The organism is Bacillus salipaludis (assembly GCF_030938565.1).
In the GTDB taxonomy this organism is placed as follows: domain Bacteria; phylum Bacillota; class Bacilli; order Bacillales; family Cytobacillaceae; genus Neobacillus; species Neobacillus salipaludis_A.
The window spans coordinates 5,308,053-5,325,079 of record NZ_JAVGVR010000001.1 but is presented as its reverse complement, the minus strand read 5'-3'; the positions used below and the strand labels follow the sequence as shown (position 1 = coordinate 5,325,079).

Genomic DNA, 17,027 nt, shown 5'->3' with positions numbered 1-17,027 from the left:
AAACCTTCTTTTCTTAACGGAAAGGAAGGTTTTTTTATTTCCGTTCCAAATACGAGTTTTTATCCTAGTCCATTTGTTATAATGTAGGAAATTTGAAAAAGGATGGTACGGTAAGGGTGAAGTCAAAGATTCCACTTCTGTTTGTTTTAGTCGGTCTTATTTTAATAGGGATTGGAGTTTGGCAGTTTATTGATGTGAAAATGCAAACAAAGGCGTCACTTAAAGAGGCAAAAGAAATCGTCTCAGAACAGCAGCCAATCGATTCAAATCAAAAGCCTAATGAAAAAAATAAACCTAAAGCCAGCAAAAAAAGTAAAGCTCCGAAAATTGGCGATACCATTGGCTTGCTCTCTATTCCTAAAATCAGTGCGGAATTACCGATTGTTGAAGGAACAGACCCCGATGATCTGGCAAAAGGGGTGGGTCATTATAAAGGTTCCTATATGCCTGGTAATCACGGGCAGATTGTTTTATCGGGACATCGAGATACCGTTTTTCACCATCTGGGAGAATTAAAAAAAGGCGATACCTTAAAAGTAAACGATTCAAAGGGCAATTTTGAATATGAAATCACCCATATGAAAATCGTTAAAGCAGATGACACTAGCATTATTACTTTGCAAAATAAACATGAGGAATTGATTTTGACCACGTGTTATCCTTTCAGTTATGTAGGAAATGCTCCAAAACGATATATCATTTATGCCAAGCCTAAATCATAAAAAGTTCCGGATCATAACTCGGAACTTTTTATTTTTTAACTTTTAGGCTGTGTTAAACTTGTCTGGTGAATTTCCGCACCAGGCACTTCGCTTTCCGCGGGCGTGCAGGGGAGCCTCCTCGTCGCTTCGCTCCTGCGGGTCTCCCCTGCCCCGTACTCCCGCAGGACACTGAATTGCTTCCTTGAATCCGCCCACGCACGAAGAAAATGCGTTAGCATTTTCGAGGAGTCTTCGTGCCTTCCGCTCCAATCAACAGGGATAAAAATCGACAATGTCCTTTAACACAGCAAACTTTTAAATTATAATAGGATTAAAGAGTACTGAATGACTATTCATTTTTTTGAAAAGGAGTTGACAAATAAGATGGTGAGAGCAAATTATATAGATGATTTTGATAAGTGGCAGCATGAATTCGAATATTTTCTCCCAATCAGGGTTAGGTTTTCCGAAACGGATATGTTTGGACATTTAAATAATACAGTTCCATTCGTTTATTTTGAGGAAGCCCGGACTGAATATTTGAAATCCATTGGTTTTATGGATGAGTGGGTAAAGCCTGAAAGTGAAACATTTCCGGTTGTTGCCGATCTGCAATGTGATTTTTTACAGCAAATTTTTTTCGGGGAGAATTTAAAGGTATATGTAAAAGCCGCTTCAGTCGGAAATTCCTCTGTTGATCTTCATTATATGGGCAAAAAAGAAGACGATTCTGTTGGGTTTGTAGGAAGAGGAACGCTTGTTCAAATCTCAAAAAAGGCAGGAAAAGGCGTTCCCTGGACAGAGGAAATGAGAAATCTGCTTGTACGGCATATCGATGTTCAAATATAACGAAACAAAATCATTTTTCAGATAGTATTTATAGTCACTACATTTGTAGAGTTCACATAAGATATGGTGACTAAATATATACCCACCCCACGGTTCATAACTGGCGAAGGCAAGGAGGGTCACAATACTTGAAGGAGAATGATTATACTCACAAGCCATTACTCACCAAACGCGAAAGAGAAGTATTCGAACTGTTAGTACAAGACAAAACAACGAAGGAAATCGCTGGTGAATTATTTATAAGCGAAAAAACGGTTAGGAATCATATTTCCAATGCCATGCAAAAGCTTGGTGTTAAGGGGCGTTCACAAGCCGTTGTAGAGCTCCTTCGAATGGGAGAGCTAGAACTTTAATCATGACCGGCATCCTTTTGGGACGCCGGTTCATATTTTTATAAAGATATTTTCTTATTGCATGCGGTTGTAAAACACCGTAATAGCTTTTTGGTAAAAAAACAACGGTTTATGTTCCTGCTTGAAATTTAAGCGAAAAAAGTAGAAAATATATACAAGCTTAACTCATCTTTAGAGAAAACAACTCGTTAAGCGGCGCTTTAAGTTGAGGGGAAAGCATATTATAGGAGTGTATAATACATGAAACTCGAAAATTCACAAAAAGTGAACGGGGAAATAGTGGCGAATATTGAAAAAGATTTACGGTACATATCCGGGATTATTAAACAAAAAGGAAGAGAAATGTTAAGTAATTATAAAATTACTCCTCCCCAGTTTGTTGCCCTGCAGTGGCTTTTTGAAGATGGAGATATGACAATTGGGGAATTATCTAATAAAATGTTTCTTGCCTGTAGTACCACCACAGATTTAGTCGATCGTATGGAGAAAAATCAACTCCTTGTCCGGGTAAAAGATCCGAATGATCGTCGAGTAGTGAGAATTCACCTGCTCGAGGAAGGCGAACGAATTATCAATGAGGTAATCAAGAAACGTCAAGTATATTTAGAGGAAATCTTAAAAAACTTTACCACAGACGAGATTCTTCTGGTCCAAAACAATTTAAGTAAACTGCATCAGGAAATGCGTTAAGAATGAGGCGAGAAGCTTGAAACAACCAATAGGTGTAATTGATTCCGGCGTTGGGGGGTTGACGGTTGCAAAGGAAATGATGCGGCAGCTGCCAAATGAAAAAATCATTTATTTGGGAGATACGGCACGTTGTCCTTATGGACCAAGACCAACAAAGGAAGTTAGAAAATTCACTTGGGAATTAACAACCTTTTTATTAGAAAAGCAGATTAAAATGCTGGTCATCGCTTGCAATACGGCAACAGCTGTTGCTCTGGATGAAATTCGTAGGGAATTAAAAATTCCAGTGCTCGGTGTCATTTATCCAGGAGCACGGGCCGCGATAAAGCGAACAAAAAACTATCGGGTTGGCATTATAGGCACCCAGGTTACCGTAGAAAGTGGCGCATATGAAAAGGCATTAAAATCGTTAAACAGCAGGCTGTTTGTAAAAGCCCATGCCTGTCCTAAATTTGTTCCGCTGGTGGAAAGTGGCGAATATGACGGGCCGATTGCGGAAAGAATTGTTACGGAATCCTTGCAGCCGATGTTACATTTAAATTTAGATACATTAATTTTAGGATGCACGCATTATCCTCTGCTTGGTCCGCTTATTAAAAAAGTAATGGGTCCGGAGGTTAACGTGATTAGTTCCGGTGATGAAACTGCGAGAGAAATCAGCGCCATCCTCCAATACAACGGCCAGCTCGAAGAATCTGAGGACGAGCCGGAGCACGAGTTTATTACAACTGGATCAAGAGGCATCTTTTCCAAAATCGCCTCCGAATGGCTGGACATGCCGGTGGACAATGTACAAAAAATTAAATTATAAGTTGGAGCTCCTAGTTTCTAGGAGCTCTTTTTGGTACTTTTGAAGAATCGAGTGAGGGGTCCTGTGCTTTAGTGAGGAAAAAAAGCTTTTCGGTAAAAAGGAAAGGCGCTGCATTACCCTTTAGGAGGAAAAAATCGCAAAAGAGGTAAAAGGAAAGGCGTTGCATTACCCTTTGGGAGGAAAAAAGCACCCAAGAGGTAATAGGAACCCCTATCCTTTGCCCTAAATAAGAAAAACAAACCTTTCATAGTAAAAGGAGATCCCACCACAACTACCCCCAAACAAAGATTTTTTAGAGAATGTCCAAATTTTTTTTTCCAGACGGTCTAAATTTCCGGAAGGCTCGTATACATGGTAGTACAAACTGTCTTGGGAGGGAATTTTATGTCTAAAAATAAAAATAAAGCAGTCATCCTTGTTTCGGCTATGTTTGCTTCGAGCGTTCTATTATCCGGCTGTGGCTTATTTAATACAGAAACGGAAAAGAAAATCGACCCGCCGAAATCCGTCTCCATGGACACTGGAAAAACGGTAAGCAAAGAAACAGTGGCTAAAACAGAAAATGCAAAAAATACCATCAAAACAGAACTATACCTCATCGATAAAAATGGTTATGTAGTGCCGCAGACAATAGCACTGCCGAAAAAATCTTCTACCGCCACACAAGCTCTCGAATACTTAGTCGATAACGGACCAGTTGAAGATATGCTGCCAAACGGATTTAGAGCAGTCATTCCGGCAGAAACTTCATTGTCTGTTAACATTAAGGATGGCGTAGCCCATGTTGATTTTTCAAAGGAATTTAAAAACTATCAGCCTGAAGATGAGTTGAAAATTCTTCAATCCATTACCTGGACATTAACCCAATTTGACTCCGTTAAGTCTGTACAGTTATCCATGACCGGGCATCCATTAACCGAAATGCCGGTAAACGGTACACCAATCAGTGATCACTTAACGAGATCCATCGGAATCAATATTGATACAACGGATGTTGTGGACATTACCAATACAAAACCGGTAACAGTATACTATATTGGCGGTGAAAAAGAAGGCTCGTATTACTATGTACCGGTAACACGCCGGGTTAGCAATAATGTAACCGATAATATTACTGCTGCTGTAAATGAATTAATTGAAGGGCCAAGTCAGAAGTCAAACCTTCTTTCAGAGTTTATGTCTGACGCAAAACTTCTTGAAGCGCCAAAAGTGGAAAATGGACAGGTGACATTGAACTTTAATGAGAATATTTATGGAAGCTTCGAAGAAAAGGAGATTTCGCAGGCCGTGTTAAACACTCTTGTATTATCATTAACAGAACAGCCGGGAATTGAAAAAGTTGCAATCGAAGTGAAAGGGAAAGCAGGGCTCAAAAATGAACAGGGTAAAAAAATATCTGAGCCTGTAACTCGTCCGGAAAAAGTAAATACAGGTAGTTTTTAAAAAAAGTTTTTTGTTATACTATATAATGACCATGAAAGAGGTTGGCTTCCCGCCGCCTCTTATTTATTTGTCTGGCTCTTAGCGTCCCTTAAAAAGACGCTTATGCTTTTCTATTTGCCAGATAGGCCTGCTTAAACCGACCAGGCGAGCTTGATCATGAAGGAGGAAGGTTAGTGCGTGTTGATGGACGTGAACCATTGCAGTTAAGACCCATACATATTGAAACAAACTATTTAAAGCATCCGGAAGGCTCGGTGCTCATTTCTGTTGGGGACACAAAAGTAATTTGCACCGCTACAATTGAAGACCGGGTGCCGCACTTTATGAGGGGAGAAGGCAAAGGCTGGATTACAGCGGAATATTCGATGCTCCCAAGAGCGACGGCATCAAGGAATATCCGGGAATCTTCTAAAGGGAAAGTGTCCGGGCGCACAATGGAAATTCAGCGGCTGATAGGCCGTGCCTTAAGGGCTATTGTAGATTTAAAGTCTTTAGGGGAAAAAACAGTTTGGATTGATTGTGATGTCATTCAGGCTGACGGTGGAACCCGTACGGCTTCCATTACCGGAGCATTTGTCGCGATGACGCTTGCTTTAAATGAATTAGCTGAAAAAAGAGCGATAAAATTCCCCATTACTGATTTCCTGGCAGCGACCAGCGTTGGAATTTTAGAAGAGAACACTACCATCCTAGATTTAAATTATCCGGAGGACTCCGGTGCTTTGGTTGATATGAATGTAGTCATGACCGGAAGCGGTGAATTTGTTGAACTGCAGGGAACAGGTGAGGAAGCTACATTCTCCTATAACCAGCTTCAAGAATTACTTCATGCGGCACAAGCCGGATTGAGTGAGCTTTTTGAACATCAAAAAATTGCTCTTGGTGCAGACATAACGGAAAAAATTGAAGAAAGAAGAAAAAATAAATGAGAGAAGTTATTATTGCAACTAAAAACCCCGGAAAAGCGAGAGAATTTGAGAGTATTTTTGCAAAAAGGGGAATCGAAGTTAAAACACTATTAGATTTTCCTGAGATCCCTGAAGTAGAGGAAACAGGAACTACTTTTGAGGCCAATGCAATCCTTAAAGCAGAAGCGATCTCGAACGCCTTGAATAAAATGGTCATTGGAGACGACTCCGGTTTGATTGTGGATGCATTAGAAGGTAGACCTGGTATCTATTCAGCCCGATATGCCGGAGAACATAAAAATGATCAGGACAATATTGATAAGGTTCTTTCTGAGCTAAAGGATGTCCCTGAGGAAGAGCGGACGGCAAGATTTTATTGTGCACTGGCGGTGGCTGTGCCGAATCAAGAAACGATGACGGTTTCGGGAACTTGTGAAGGCCGGATTTTAACAGAAAGAAAAGGGACGCATGGCTTTGGTTACGATCCGATTTTTTATGTTCCGAATTTGGGACTTGCAATGGCTGAGCTTCCTTCAGAGGAAAAAAATAAAATCAGCCACCGCGCAAACGCCTTAAAGAAACTTGATACGGTGCTGGATTCAATTTTAGAAAGAACAAATCAATTATGAGCAAGATTTTGATTGTCAGCGATAGTCACGGAATGACAAAAGAGCTTGAAATTCTGCGGGACAGACATATGAAAGATGTCGATTTAATGATTCATTGCGGAGATTCGCAGTTAATGCCGGATGACCAAGCGATTTCAGGGTTTGTCACCGTATTAGGGAATTGTGATTTCGGTGGTTATCCTTTAGAAGTGATCGAAGTGGTAACTGGCCGGAAAATTTTCGTTACTCACGGGCATAAGTATTCGGTTAAGTCATCTTTGATGAATTTAAAGTATAAGGCGCAAGAAGTAAACGCCGATATTGTTTGTTTCGGGCATTCCCATATATTAGGGGCGGAGGTCATCGGTGGAACGCTGTTTTTGAACCCCGGAAGCCTTCGACTGCCCCGGGAGCGCTTTGAAAAAACGTACGTTATTCTAGACTTAGCAGATGAAAAAATAAAGATGACCGTTTTTGAATTAAACGGTCGTGAATTAGTCGATTTAGGTTATGAATTTACCTTGCCGAAAAAATAATGGGGAGTGTATCTCCCCATTTCTTGTTTTAAAAAAACAGCAAATTTTTTATTGACTTTTATTTTTTAGGACTATATAATAAATCTTGTCTTTGATAAATGACTACGTCCCAGTAGCTCAGCCGGATAGAGCATACGCCTTCTAAGCGTACGGTCGGGAGTTCGAATCTCTCCTGGGACGCCATCTACATACCAAAATGAACTTTACTCACCCAGAAAAGGTGAGTTTTTTTGTTTTTTACCGAATTCGTGCTACACTAATTTTCATCAACCATAAGGGCGGAATTTTATGAAAAAGCGGGAACGAGTTAAAAGAAAAGAGAATGTAATCTTCTTTCCCGGGCTTGAACAGCGATTAACGGAAAAGGGTTTAGAAAGCCTGCAATTAAAAAAGTTTGAAGAAGCCATCGAGCTTTTAGAAGGGGCGAAGGAACTTGACTCGGAAAATGGCGATGTGCTAATGGGATTAGTCTTAGCCTATTTTGAAGCAGGTGCTTACCGCAAAGCAAAAAAACTTGCAAACGAACTGTTACTAAAAGGAATCGGCGATTATTATCAGATGGTCGATTTATATTTGACCATTCTGATCCAGCTGCACGAATATCAAGAAATCGTTTCAACAATTGAAGTCTTATTGGATGAAAAAGAAATCCCACCCGAAAAACAGGATCATTTTCTAACCATCCTGCAATTTAGCAAAAGGATGGCGGAACAGAATCAAGCAGATGTGGAAAATGATAATTCGGATGTAACTGGTCCAATGAACAAGAGCCTGAACCTTTTTTCCTTACAAAATACAACGGAACAAATGCTGCTCCTATCCAAACTGGCGGAGAGGAACATTAGACCGTATATAGAGGAAATTACAGCCTATCTAATCGCAGAAACAGGACAGTCCTTTTTTAAAACAACCCTGCTTACTCTACTAAAAGAGCAGGAATATGATAAGGAAATCGAGGTTCAAAAGTTTCATCAAATCATAAAGATTATTCCGATAAAATTGCCTGAAGTTCATGCCCAGCCCAGGATGGAAAAAATCATAGAACATTTAAAAGATTATCTAGAAAATAGTAACCCGGTTTTATTGGCAGATATAATAGGTATGGTAGAACGAATCTTTTTTATCAGCTATCCTTTCGAACTAGAGCCGAAGAATGCTAAAGCATGGGCAGCAGCCTTTCATGTTCTAGCAGAGGAATATATGGGAAACGATGCAGAAATAATTGATAGAGCGGAAGAATACGGTGTTCCTAGTGAAGAAATCAATCTAGCAATCGTTAAAATACGAGAAATAGAAGAAATTTCTTACCCCAATTTTTAGGCAGTGTGTTGAAAGAAATCAATCCTATGATATAATGTAGGGGTCGCATTCTGAAGAAATTCGATATTTTACAACAAAAAGTGGATAATGACTTGATAGAACAAGACATATTCATACAATTCGTTACGAATGAAATGAGAATAGATGTTGGAGGGAAAAAACGGTATGACAGCTAAGTGGGAAAAATTAGAAGGAAACCGCGGTGTTCTTACAGTTGAAGTAAGTGCTGAGGAAGTAAGCAAAGGATTAGACGAAGCATTCCAAAAAGTTGTAAAACAAGTAAATGTTCCAGGATTCCGTAAAGGGAAAATGCCTCGTGGCATGTTTGAAAAGCGCTTTGGTGTTGAATCATTATATCAAGATGCTTTAGATATCATTCTTCCTGAAGCATATGGAAATGCAATCGATGAAACAGGTATCGAGCCAGTTGATCGTCCTGATATTGATATCGAGCAAATGGAAAAAGGCAAAGAGCTTATCTTCAAAGCTACTGTTACAGTTAAGCCTGAAGTAAAATTAGGCGAGTACAAAGGTCTAGAAGTAGAAGAGCTTGAAACAAATGTTACAGATGAAGACGTACAAAAAGAATTAGAAACACTTCAAAATCGTCAAGCTGAACTTGTTGTAAAAGAAGAAGGTAAAGCTGAAAACGGTGATACTGTGATCATCGACTTTGAAGGTTTCGTTGACGGTGAAGCATTTGAAGGCGGAAAAGCTGAAAACCACTCACTTGAGTTAGGTTCTGGCTCTTTCATCCCTGGCTTTGAAGAGCAGCTTGTTGGAGTTGCTGCCGGCGAATCAAAAGACGTAGAAGTATCTTTCCCTGAAGAATATCATGCTGCAGAGCTTGCAGGTAAACCAGCAGTTTTCAAAGTAACTGTTCATGAAATTAAAGGAAAAGAACTTCCAACACTTGATGATGAGTTTGCAAAAGATGTAGATGATGAAGTTGAAACATTGGATGCATTAAAAGAAAAAATTAAAACTCGTTTAGAAGACAGTAAAAAGCATGAAGCTGAGCATAACCTACGTGATACTGTAGTGGAAAAAGCGGCTGAAAATGCTGAAGTAGAAATCCCAGCTGTTATGATCGATAGCGAAGTAAACCGTATGCTTCAAGAGTTCGAACAACGCTTGCAAATGCAAGGTATGAACCTTGAGCTTTACTTCCAATTCTCAGGTCAAGATGAAAATGCCTTGCGCGAGCAAATGAAAGAAGAAGCAGCCAAGCGTGTACGTATAAACTTAACGCTTGAAGCAATTGCGAAGGCAGAAAATCTTGAAGCAACTGATGAAGACGTTAATGCTGAACTTGAAAAAATGGCTGGCATGTACAATATGACAGTTGACAATATCAAAGCAGCACTTGGCGGAGTTGAAGGAATCAAAGCAGATCTTCAGCTTAAAAAAGCAGTTGACTTTCTTGTTGAAAACAAAAAATAATTAATTTTTAGCAAGGCACGATTCCATCGTGCCTTGTTTTATACATTTTATCGATTACATATTATAATAGGGGTAGGGAAACCTTTTTATTAAACCTCATGAAAAGCCTTATACATTTTTGCAGATGGGCAGGAAAAATGGAATTACATATCGAATTAAATTAAACCAAATGGATTTAAGGTTGATTTTTTAAAATTATGGTTATGCTTAATGGGTACATAAGTTTCTGTTATGATGGCGAATCCCAGTAAATTTAACAGTAGCAAACATAAGGCTTTTTATTTCCAGTCCATCGGCAACATGTGTTACAATGCAATACATACCACTAAAAATAGAAGAAAAAAGATTCGGATTTATTTGGGATTCGCAGCTTTAAAATTGTGTGACAACAAGTATCAAGGGGTGAAAAGATTGTTTAAATTTAATGATGAAAAAGGGCAATTAAAATGTTCTTTCTGTGGTAAAACACAGGATCAAGTTCGAAAGCTGGTTGCGGGTCCAGGAGTTTATATATGTGATGAGTGTATCGAGCTTTGCACAGAGATTGTTGAGGAAGAACTTGGAACAGAAGAAGAAGTAGAATTTAAAGATGTTCCAAAGCCAAAAGAAATCTGTGAAATTCTTGATGAATATGTCATCGGCCAGGATCAGGCTAAGAAATCATTATCGGTAGCCGTTTATAATCACTATAAGCGGATTAATTCCAATAGTAAGATTGATGATGTTGAGCTTGCAAAGAGTAATATTTGTATGATTGGACCAACTGGTAGTGGGAAAACGTTATTAGCACAAACATTAGCGCGCATTCTTAACGTACCATTTGCGATTGCCGATGCAACTTCATTAACCGAGGCTGGTTATGTTGGTGAAGATGTTGAAAATATTTTGCTTAAATTAATCCAAGCTGCTGATTATGATGTTGAAAAGGCAGAAAAGGGCATCATTTATATTGATGAGATTGATAAAATTGCCCGTAAATCGGAAAATCCATCGATTACAAGAGATGTTTCCGGTGAAGGCGTTCAACAGGCATTATTAAAAATTCTTGAAGGTACGGTTGCAAGTGTTCCTCCACAAGGCGGCAGAAAACATCCGCATCAAGAATTTATCCAAATTGATACAACGAATATTCTATTTATTTGCGGTGGTGCATTTGATGGCATCGAACCAATCATTAAACGCCGTTTAGGGCAAAAAGTCATTGGATTCGGCTCAGATGTTAAGACCCAAGAAATTGGACAAAAAGAGCTTCTTTCAAAAGTATTGCCTGAGGACTTGCTTCGCTTTGGTTTAATTCCGGAATTTATCGGACGTTTACCTGTTATTGCAAGCCTTGAGCAATTAGATGAAGGTGCTTTAATTGAAATCTTAACGAAGCCGAAGAATGCTTTGGTGAAGCAATACCAAAAAATGCTTGAAATTGATGATGTAAATCTTGAATTCGAAGAAGGCGCTCTAGTGGAAATCGCGAAAAAAGCGATTGAACGAAAAACAGGTGCCCGCGGCTTACGTTCTATTATTGAAGGAATCATGCTTGATGTGATGTTTGATCTTCCATCAAGAAATGATATCACGAAGTGTATCATCACGCAGGAAACGGTTTTAGATAACAGTGAACCGAAGCTGATTCTAGAAGACGGAACTGTTGCCAACGAAAAATCTGCATAATGAAAACGTGTTAAAGTACCTAATTACAGGCACTTTAGCTAAACAATCAAAGAACCTGGCGGTGTGCCAGGTTCTTTTTCTTACCAAACCGCACAATTTGTGGTTTATTACACCCAATCGCAGGAAATACTGAAAATATCTATCAGAATTAATCTGCAGGAGGGGATAGTATGAGTTGGACGGGGATTGCCTTATTTATACAGCTCTTTTTTGGAATCATCATTGGGCTTTATTTTTGGAATTTGCTTAGAAATCAGCGAACACAAAAAGTATCCATCGATAGAGAATCAAGAAAGGAAATGGAGCAGCTTCGCAAAATGAGATCCATTTCTTTAACCGAACCATTATCAGAAAAAGTACGTCCTACTAGCTTTAAAGATATTGTTGGGCAGGAGGATGGAATTAAATCATTAAAGGCGGCATTATGCGGTCCCAATCCACAGCATGTCATCATTTACGGACCGCCTGGTGTAGGGAAAACAGCTGCAGCCCGCTTAGTTCTTGAAGAAGCGAAAAAAAATAGCAAATCACCATTCAAACCGGCATCTGTTTTTATTGAACTTGATGCGACAACCGCCCGATTTGATGAACGGGGAATTGCCGACCCATTAATTGGCTCTGTACATGACCCGATCTATCAAGGAGCTGGGGCAATGGGACAAGCTGGAATTCCACAGCCAAAGCAAGGCGCCGTAACAAATGCACATGGCGGCGTATTATTTATTGATGAAATTGGTGAATTGCATCCTATCCAAATGAATAAATTGTTAAAGGTGTTAGAGGATCGGAAGGTTTTCCTAGAAAGTGCCTATTATAATGAGGAAAATAATCAAATCCCAACACATATCCATGATATTTTTAAAAATGGACTCCCTGCCGATTTCCGGTTAATTGGGGCAACAACAAGAACACCGAATGAAATTCCCCCGGCGATTCGTTCGCGCTGTATGGAAGTGTTTTTCCGTGAATTAAGCGAGGAGGAAATTAGTTTAGTTGCAAGAAAAGCAGCAGATAAAGTGAACCTATCCATAAGTGAAAACGGTGTTGAAACACTTTCAAACTATGCAAGAAATGGGCGGGAAGCAGTTAATTTAGTGCAAATTGCAGCCGGCCTCGCCATTCAAGAGGAACGAGACTTTTTAAAAGACGAAGATATTGAATGGGTGATTCATTCCAGTCAAATGTCACCGCGCATGGAAAGAAAAATTAATGATGATTCCCAAGTTGGTCTTGTGAATGGGCTTGCTGTTTACGGCCCGAATTCCGGTGCGCTTCTAGAAATTGAAGTAACGGTAATTCCAGCAAAAGAAAAGGGTTCGATTAATATTACCGGTATTGTGGAAGAGGAAAGTATTGGCGGTCAAGGCAAATCGATTCGCCGCAAAAGTATGGCACGCGGTTCGATTGAAAATGTGATTACCGTATTACGTTCGATGGGAGTTCCTGCTGATGACTTCGATATCCATGTGAATTTCCCAGGCGGAGTTCCAATTGACGGACCATCAGCGGGAATTGCGATGGCAACCGGAATTTATTCGGCCATTTATAAAATTCCGATCGATAACAAGGTAGCCATGACTGGGGAAATTAGCATTCATGGTAACGTCAAACCAATTGGCGGTGTTTATCCAAAGGTGAAGGCAGCGAAAAAGGCCGGTGCAGAAACGGTTATTATCCCGGAAGAAAACATGCAGTCGATTTTAAATGAAATTGAGGGCATCAATATAGTTCCAGTCACTCATTTACATGAAGTATTTGAGATTGCCTTGGTCAATGAGTTAGCCCGGAACAAAGTTATTCCGGCGTCCATTGAACTTTCAAAGAAAGAATCTATTTGAAAAATAAACTTCGGTTTGTAAACAAAAACAAACCGAAGTTTTTTATTGGCATGGAAGAAAACGAAATGATTGGGGAAAATAGAATCATATCTAACACGCTTTTCTTTTATAGTCTAGCTCCAGCGCCTAGCCCCTCGAGGTTGCTTCGGACCTGACGATGAAGTCAAAGAACGACTTCACCGAAGGACCTAAAGCCTTGTCGGGGCTGACCAAGGCGCTTCCGCTTTTCTTATAAATAGACACTTTTTTGCAAATAGGATAGAATTGTACAAAGATGAATTCTAATTCACTAATGGAAATATTGATTTTTGGAGGTGCAGTATTTTGGCGAAAAACAATGAAATAATCGTCCCCCTCCTGCCGCTTCGGGGGCTGCTTGTTTATCCGACAATGGTCCTTCATTTAGATGTAGGACGGGAAAGATCGGTTCAAGCCCTAGAAAAAGCGATGGTAGATGACCACTTAATTTTTTTAACAACCCAAAAAGATGTGTCAATAGATGAGCCTTTGGAAGAGGACATATATAAAATTGGGACTTTGACAAAAGTAAAGCAAATGCTAAAGCTCCCAAATGGGACCATCCGTGTGCTGGTGGAAGGACTTAGCAGGGCTGAAATCGTAACCTTTCATGACGAAGAAGATTATTATTCTGTCGTCATTCAAACATACGATGACCCGGATACAAAAGATGTGGAAGATCAAGCCCTGATGAGAACGATGCTTGATTATTTCGAGCAATACATAAAACTATCGAAAAAAATCTCTGCTGAAACTTTTGCATCAGTTACCGATATTGAAGAACCCGGAAGGATGGCAGATATCATTGCCTCCCATTTACCGATTAAACTTAAGGATAAGCAGACGATTCTTGAAACGATTGACGTGAAAGAACGAATGAGCCTCGTCATTGATACCATCCATAATGAAAAAGAAGTCCTTAATCTTGAAAAGAAAATCGGCCAGCGAGTAAAGCGCTCAATGGAAAGAACGCAAAAGGAATATTATTTGCGTGAACAGATGAAGGCGATTCAAAAAGAATTAGGTGATAAGGAAGGTAAAACCGGGGAGGTCGCTGATCTTACTGAAAAGATTGAAAAGGCTGGAATGCCGGACCATGTAAAACAAACAGCATTGAAAGAATTGGATCGTTACGAAAAAGTTCCATCAAGCTCTGCTGAAAGTGCAGTAATCCGCAATTATATTGAATGGTTAATTTCGATTCCATGGTCAAAGAAAACGGACGATGATATTGATATCAATCGTGCGGAGCGAATCTTAAATGAAGATCACTATGGTCTTGAAAAGGTGAAAGAGCGGGTACTTGAATATTTAGCTGTTCAAAAGCTGACCAATTCGTTAAAAGGGCCCATTCTTTGTTTAGCTGGGCCTCCAGGGGTAGGGAAAACAAGTCTGGCAAAATCGATTGCGACCTCTCTTAATCGTAATTTTGTCCGGATTTCTCTTGGCGGTGTCCGAGATGAATCGGAAATCCGCGGCCACAGAAGAACCTATGTCGGGGCTATGCCGGGAAGAATTATTCAAGGAATGAAAAAGGCGGGCACGATTAACCCAGTCTTTTTACTGGATGAGATCGATAAGATGTCCAGTGATTTCCGCGGTGATCCTTCTGCAGCCATGCTGGAGGTGCTTGACCCGGAGCAAAACCATAATTTCAGCGACCATTATATTGAAGAGACGTATGATTTATCAAAGGTCATGTTTATTGCCACGGCCAATAATTTGTCTACTATTCCGGGGCCGTTGTTAGACAGAATGGAAATCATTACAATTGCAGGTTATACCGAAATTGAAAAAGTTCATATTACAAGAGATCACTTGTTACCAAAACAAATTAAAGAAAATGGACTTTCCAAGGGAATTCTTCAGGTTCGTGATGATGCAATTTTAAAGGTCGTCCGTTATTATACACGTGAAGCAGGGGTTCGGAGTCTTGAACGGCAAATGGCGACCCTTTGCCGGAAAACGGCTAAAATCGTTGTTTCCGGTGAGAAAAAACGAGTCATTATTACCGAAAAAAACATCGAGGAATTTTTAGGCAAGCCAAGATTCCGTTATGGTCAGGCAGAAGCAGAGGATCAGGTGGGGGTTGCAACCGGATTAGCGTACACAACCGTTGGGGGGATACGCTGCAAATTGAAGTTTCACTGGCACCGGGTAAAGGCAAGCTAGTTTTAACAGGTAAACTCGGTGATGTCATGAAGGAGTCGGCCCAGGCGGCATTCAGTTATGTTCGTTCGAAGTCGAAGGAACTTGGCATCGAGGAAAATTTCCATGAAAAATATGATATCCATATTCATGTTCCGGAAGGCGCCGTTCCGAAAGACGGGCCATCTGCGGGGATCACCATTGCAACGGCGCTTGTCTCAGCATTATCCGGAAGACCAATCCGTCGTGAAGTCGGAATGACGGGAGAAATCACGTTAAGAGGTCGCGTTCTTCCAATTGGCGGATTGAAAGAAAAAACCTTAAGTGCTCACAGAGCCGGATTAACAAAGGTCATTCTCCCGAAGGATAATGAAAAGGATATTGAGGATATCCCAGAAAGTATTCGAAATGAAATTGAGTTTGTGCTTGTATCGCATGTAGATGAGGTATTAAAACATGCTCTGCTTGAAGGAGTCGTAAAATGAAAGTAATAAGTGCAGATATTGTCATCAGCGCTGTAAAGCCAGAGCAATATCCTGAAACAGATATACCGGAATTCGCCTTAGCGGGGCGTTCCAATGTAGGAAAATCATCTTTTATTAATCGAATGTTAGGTCGAAAAGCTTTAGCAAGGATTTCTTCCAAGCCGGGAAAAACACAAACCTTAAACTTTTTTATCATAAATGAAGTGCTCCATTTTGTTGATGTTCCTGGTTATGGCTATGCTAAGGTTTCAAAAACGGAGCGTGCTGCCTGGGGGAAAATGATTGAAACATACTTAACTTCCCGGGAACAGCTAAAAGCCGTTGTATTAATTGTTGACTTAAGACATCCGCCGACACAGGACGATATTATGATGTATGATTTTTTAAAGCATTACGAAATCCCATGTATCATTATCGCCACGAAGGCGGATAAAATCCCAAAAGGGAAATGGCAAAAGCATTTAAAGGTAACCCGTGAAACCTTGGATCTAGACCCGAATGACCATATTGTTCTTTTTTCATCAGAAACTGGTTTAGGGAAAGATCAGGTCTGGTCACTGCTGCAAAGCTATATGAAATAAGAAAAGCGAAAGCGCCTCGTTCAGCCCCGAAGCAACCTAGAGGGGCTGGGGCGCTGCAGCTAGACAAAATAAACGCCCGGGATCGATCCCGGGCGTTTATTTTTTGCGTTTCAGTATAAAATAAATACCAACAATAATTAAGAGGACGGGCCAATATTTCCAAATAATGGACAAACCGTTTTGCAGAAAGCCGAAATATCCGGCAATTTTATCATAAAACAGCAGCAAAACAGCTAAAATTAGAAATAAGAAGGCTTGAAATAAACCTGTATTCGCTCTTTGAAAACGAAGAAAAAACCCTAATGAAATAATCAGCATTAGCATTCCAATCGTGTTCTGAGGCCAAAAAGATACCTGTCCGACAAGATGAAAATGCAACCCAAAACCAAACATAATCACCCCGGGAAGAATTCCCTCATGGTCCTTAGCGGCATAGCCTTGACCAAGGAAAGCTGCGCCAACAATAAGAAGCAAGGTTGGCCACGTATAAAATTGTTTAAAAAGAGTGATATGTGATTGCTGTAGTAAAAAATAAGCTCCAAAGCCGAGCAGAATAATTCCAGGAAAAATTCGTTGATTTTTCATCTAAACCACCACTTCCAGAAAGGTTCACTTGAATATCGTTCG

Annotated in this window: 15 protein-coding genes, 1 tRNA gene and 1 pseudogene; 16 read left to right on the top strand and 1 reads right to left on the bottom strand. The window is 40.1% G+C overall.

Annotated features, from left to right (window positions below):
* Positions 1 to 116: 116 nt before the first annotated feature.
* The 16 genes and pseudogenes from srtD to yihA all read left to right on the top strand — a co-directional run bounded on the left by srtD (position 117) and on the right by yihA (position 16,400).
* Entirely contained in the window at positions 117 to 722 is a 606-nt protein-coding gene (gene srtD, locus RCG21_RS26545) for a class D sortase, LPxTATN-specific (RefSeq protein ID WP_308913928.1), read from the top strand.
* 363 nt (positions 723 to 1,085) lie between these two features.
* Positions 1,086 to 1,550, top strand: a complete 465-nt coding sequence (locus tag RCG21_RS26540) for an acyl-CoA thioesterase (protein ID WP_133334395.1) — start codon at positions 1,086 to 1,088, stop codon at positions 1,548 to 1,550.
* Between the two features lie 128 nt (positions 1,551 to 1,678).
* Positions 1,679 to 1,903 (top strand): spore germination transcription factor GerE, encoded by a 225-nt coding sequence (gene gerE, locus RCG21_RS26535; protein ID WP_026572264.1) that lies wholly within the window; start codon positions 1,679 to 1,681, stop codon positions 1,901 to 1,903.
* Between the two features lie 240 nt (positions 1,904 to 2,143).
* The gene (locus RCG21_RS26530) at positions 2,144 to 2,593 is read left to right on the top strand and encodes a MarR family winged helix-turn-helix transcriptional regulator (protein WP_026572265.1); all 450 of its coding nucleotides are present in this window, start codon (positions 2,144 to 2,146) and stop codon (positions 2,591 to 2,593) included.
* A gap of 16 nt (positions 2,594 to 2,609) precedes the next feature.
* Positions 2,610 to 3,404, top strand: coding sequence for a glutamate racemase (gene racE / locus RCG21_RS26525; protein WP_133334396.1), 795 nt, complete (start codon positions 2,610 to 2,612; stop codon positions 3,402 to 3,404).
* A gap of 384 nt (positions 3,405 to 3,788) precedes the next feature.
* Positions 3,789 to 4,847, top strand: coding sequence for a GerMN domain-containing protein (locus RCG21_RS26520; protein ID WP_026572267.1), 1,059 nt, complete (start codon positions 3,789 to 3,791; stop codon positions 4,845 to 4,847).
* Between the two features lie 173 nt (positions 4,848 to 5,020).
* Entirely contained in the window at positions 5,021 to 5,776 is a 756-nt protein-coding gene (gene rph / locus RCG21_RS26515; protein WP_133334397.1) for a ribonuclease PH, read from the top strand.
* Entirely contained in the window at positions 5,773 to 6,384 is a 612-nt protein-coding gene (locus tag RCG21_RS26510; protein WP_308913927.1) for an XTP/dITP diphosphatase, read from the top strand. The genes rph and RCG21_RS26510 overlap by 4 nt, the downstream gene beginning before the upstream one ends.
* Positions 6,381 to 6,899: a metallophosphoesterase family protein gene (locus RCG21_RS26505; RefSeq protein ID WP_133334399.1), complete on the top strand. Its 519-nt coding sequence runs from the start codon at positions 6,381 to 6,383 to the stop codon at positions 6,897 to 6,899. The genes RCG21_RS26510 and RCG21_RS26505 overlap by 4 nt, the downstream gene beginning before the upstream one ends.
* A 106-nt stretch (positions 6,900 to 7,005) precedes the next feature.
* Positions 7,006 to 7,082: transfer RNA gene (locus RCG21_RS26500), tRNA-Arg, on the top strand.
* 105 nt (positions 7,083 to 7,187) lie between these two features.
* Positions 7,188 to 8,219, top strand: a complete 1,032-nt coding sequence (locus RCG21_RS26495; RefSeq protein WP_133334400.1) for a tetratricopeptide repeat protein — start codon at positions 7,188 to 7,190, stop codon at positions 8,217 to 8,219.
* Positions 8,220 to 8,384: 165 nt separating this feature from the next.
* Positions 8,385 to 9,662 (top strand): trigger factor, encoded by a 1,278-nt coding sequence (gene tig / locus RCG21_RS26490; protein WP_133334401.1) that lies wholly within the window; start codon positions 8,385 to 8,387, stop codon positions 9,660 to 9,662.
* Positions 9,663 to 10,073: 411 nt separating this feature from the next.
* Positions 10,074 to 11,330: an ATP-dependent protease ATP-binding subunit ClpX gene (gene clpX, locus RCG21_RS26485; protein WP_308913926.1), complete on the top strand. Its 1,257-nt coding sequence runs from the start codon at positions 10,074 to 10,076 to the stop codon at positions 11,328 to 11,330.
* 170 nt (positions 11,331 to 11,500) lie between these two features.
* Positions 11,501 to 13,168, top strand: coding sequence for an ATP-dependent protease LonB (gene lonB, locus RCG21_RS26480; RefSeq protein WP_308913925.1), 1,668 nt, complete (start codon positions 11,501 to 11,503; stop codon positions 13,166 to 13,168).
* A 324-nt stretch (positions 13,169 to 13,492) separates the two neighbouring features.
* Positions 13,493 to 15,819 (top strand): annotated as a pseudogene (gene lon / locus RCG21_RS26475) (endopeptidase La).
* Entirely contained in the window at positions 15,816 to 16,400 is a 585-nt protein-coding gene (gene yihA / locus RCG21_RS26470) for a ribosome biogenesis GTP-binding protein YihA/YsxC (protein ID WP_133334404.1), read from the top strand. The pseudogene lon and the gene yihA overlap by 4 nt, the downstream one beginning before the upstream one ends.
* Before the next feature lie 96 nt (positions 16,401 to 16,496).
* Here yihA and RCG21_RS26465 read toward each other — a convergent pair whose 3' ends face one another.
* A complete protein-coding gene (locus RCG21_RS26465; protein ID WP_308913924.1) occupies positions 16,497 to 16,985 on the bottom strand; it encodes a LiaF transmembrane domain-containing protein in 489 nt (162 codons plus the stop codon).
* Positions 16,986 to 17,027 lie beyond the last annotated feature (42 nt).

Coding starts and splice junctions, on each gene's coding strand:
- RCG21_RS26465 (WP_308913924.1), bottom strand. CDS start 16,985: ATGAAAAATCAACGAATTTTTCCTGGAATTATTCTGCTCGGCTTTGGA.
- lonB (WP_308913925.1), top strand. CDS start 11,501: ATGAGTTGGACGGGGATTGCCTTATTTATACAGCTCTTTTTTGGAATC.
- yihA (WP_133334404.1), top strand. CDS start 15,816: ATGAAAGTAATAAGTGCAGATATTGTCATCAGCGCTGTAAAGCCAGAG.
- RCG21_RS26540 (WP_133334395.1), top strand. CDS start 1,086: ATGGTGAGAGCAAATTATATAGATGATTTTGATAAGTGGCAGCATGAA.
- RCG21_RS26495 (WP_133334400.1), top strand. CDS start 7,188: ATGAAAAAGCGGGAACGAGTTAAAAGAAAAGAGAATGTAATCTTCTTT.
- RCG21_RS26510 (WP_308913927.1), top strand. CDS start 5,773: ATGAGAGAAGTTATTATTGCAACTAAAAACCCCGGAAAAGCGAGAGAA.
- RCG21_RS26505 (WP_133334399.1), top strand. CDS start 6,381: ATGAGCAAGATTTTGATTGTCAGCGATAGTCACGGAATGACAAAAGAG.
- RCG21_RS26520 (WP_026572267.1), top strand. CDS start 3,789: ATGTCTAAAAATAAAAATAAAGCAGTCATCCTTGTTTCGGCTATGTTT.
- RCG21_RS26530 (WP_026572265.1), top strand. CDS start 2,144: ATGAAACTCGAAAATTCACAAAAAGTGAACGGGGAAATAGTGGCGAAT.
- tig (WP_133334401.1), top strand. CDS start 8,385: ATGACAGCTAAGTGGGAAAAATTAGAAGGAAACCGCGGTGTTCTTACA.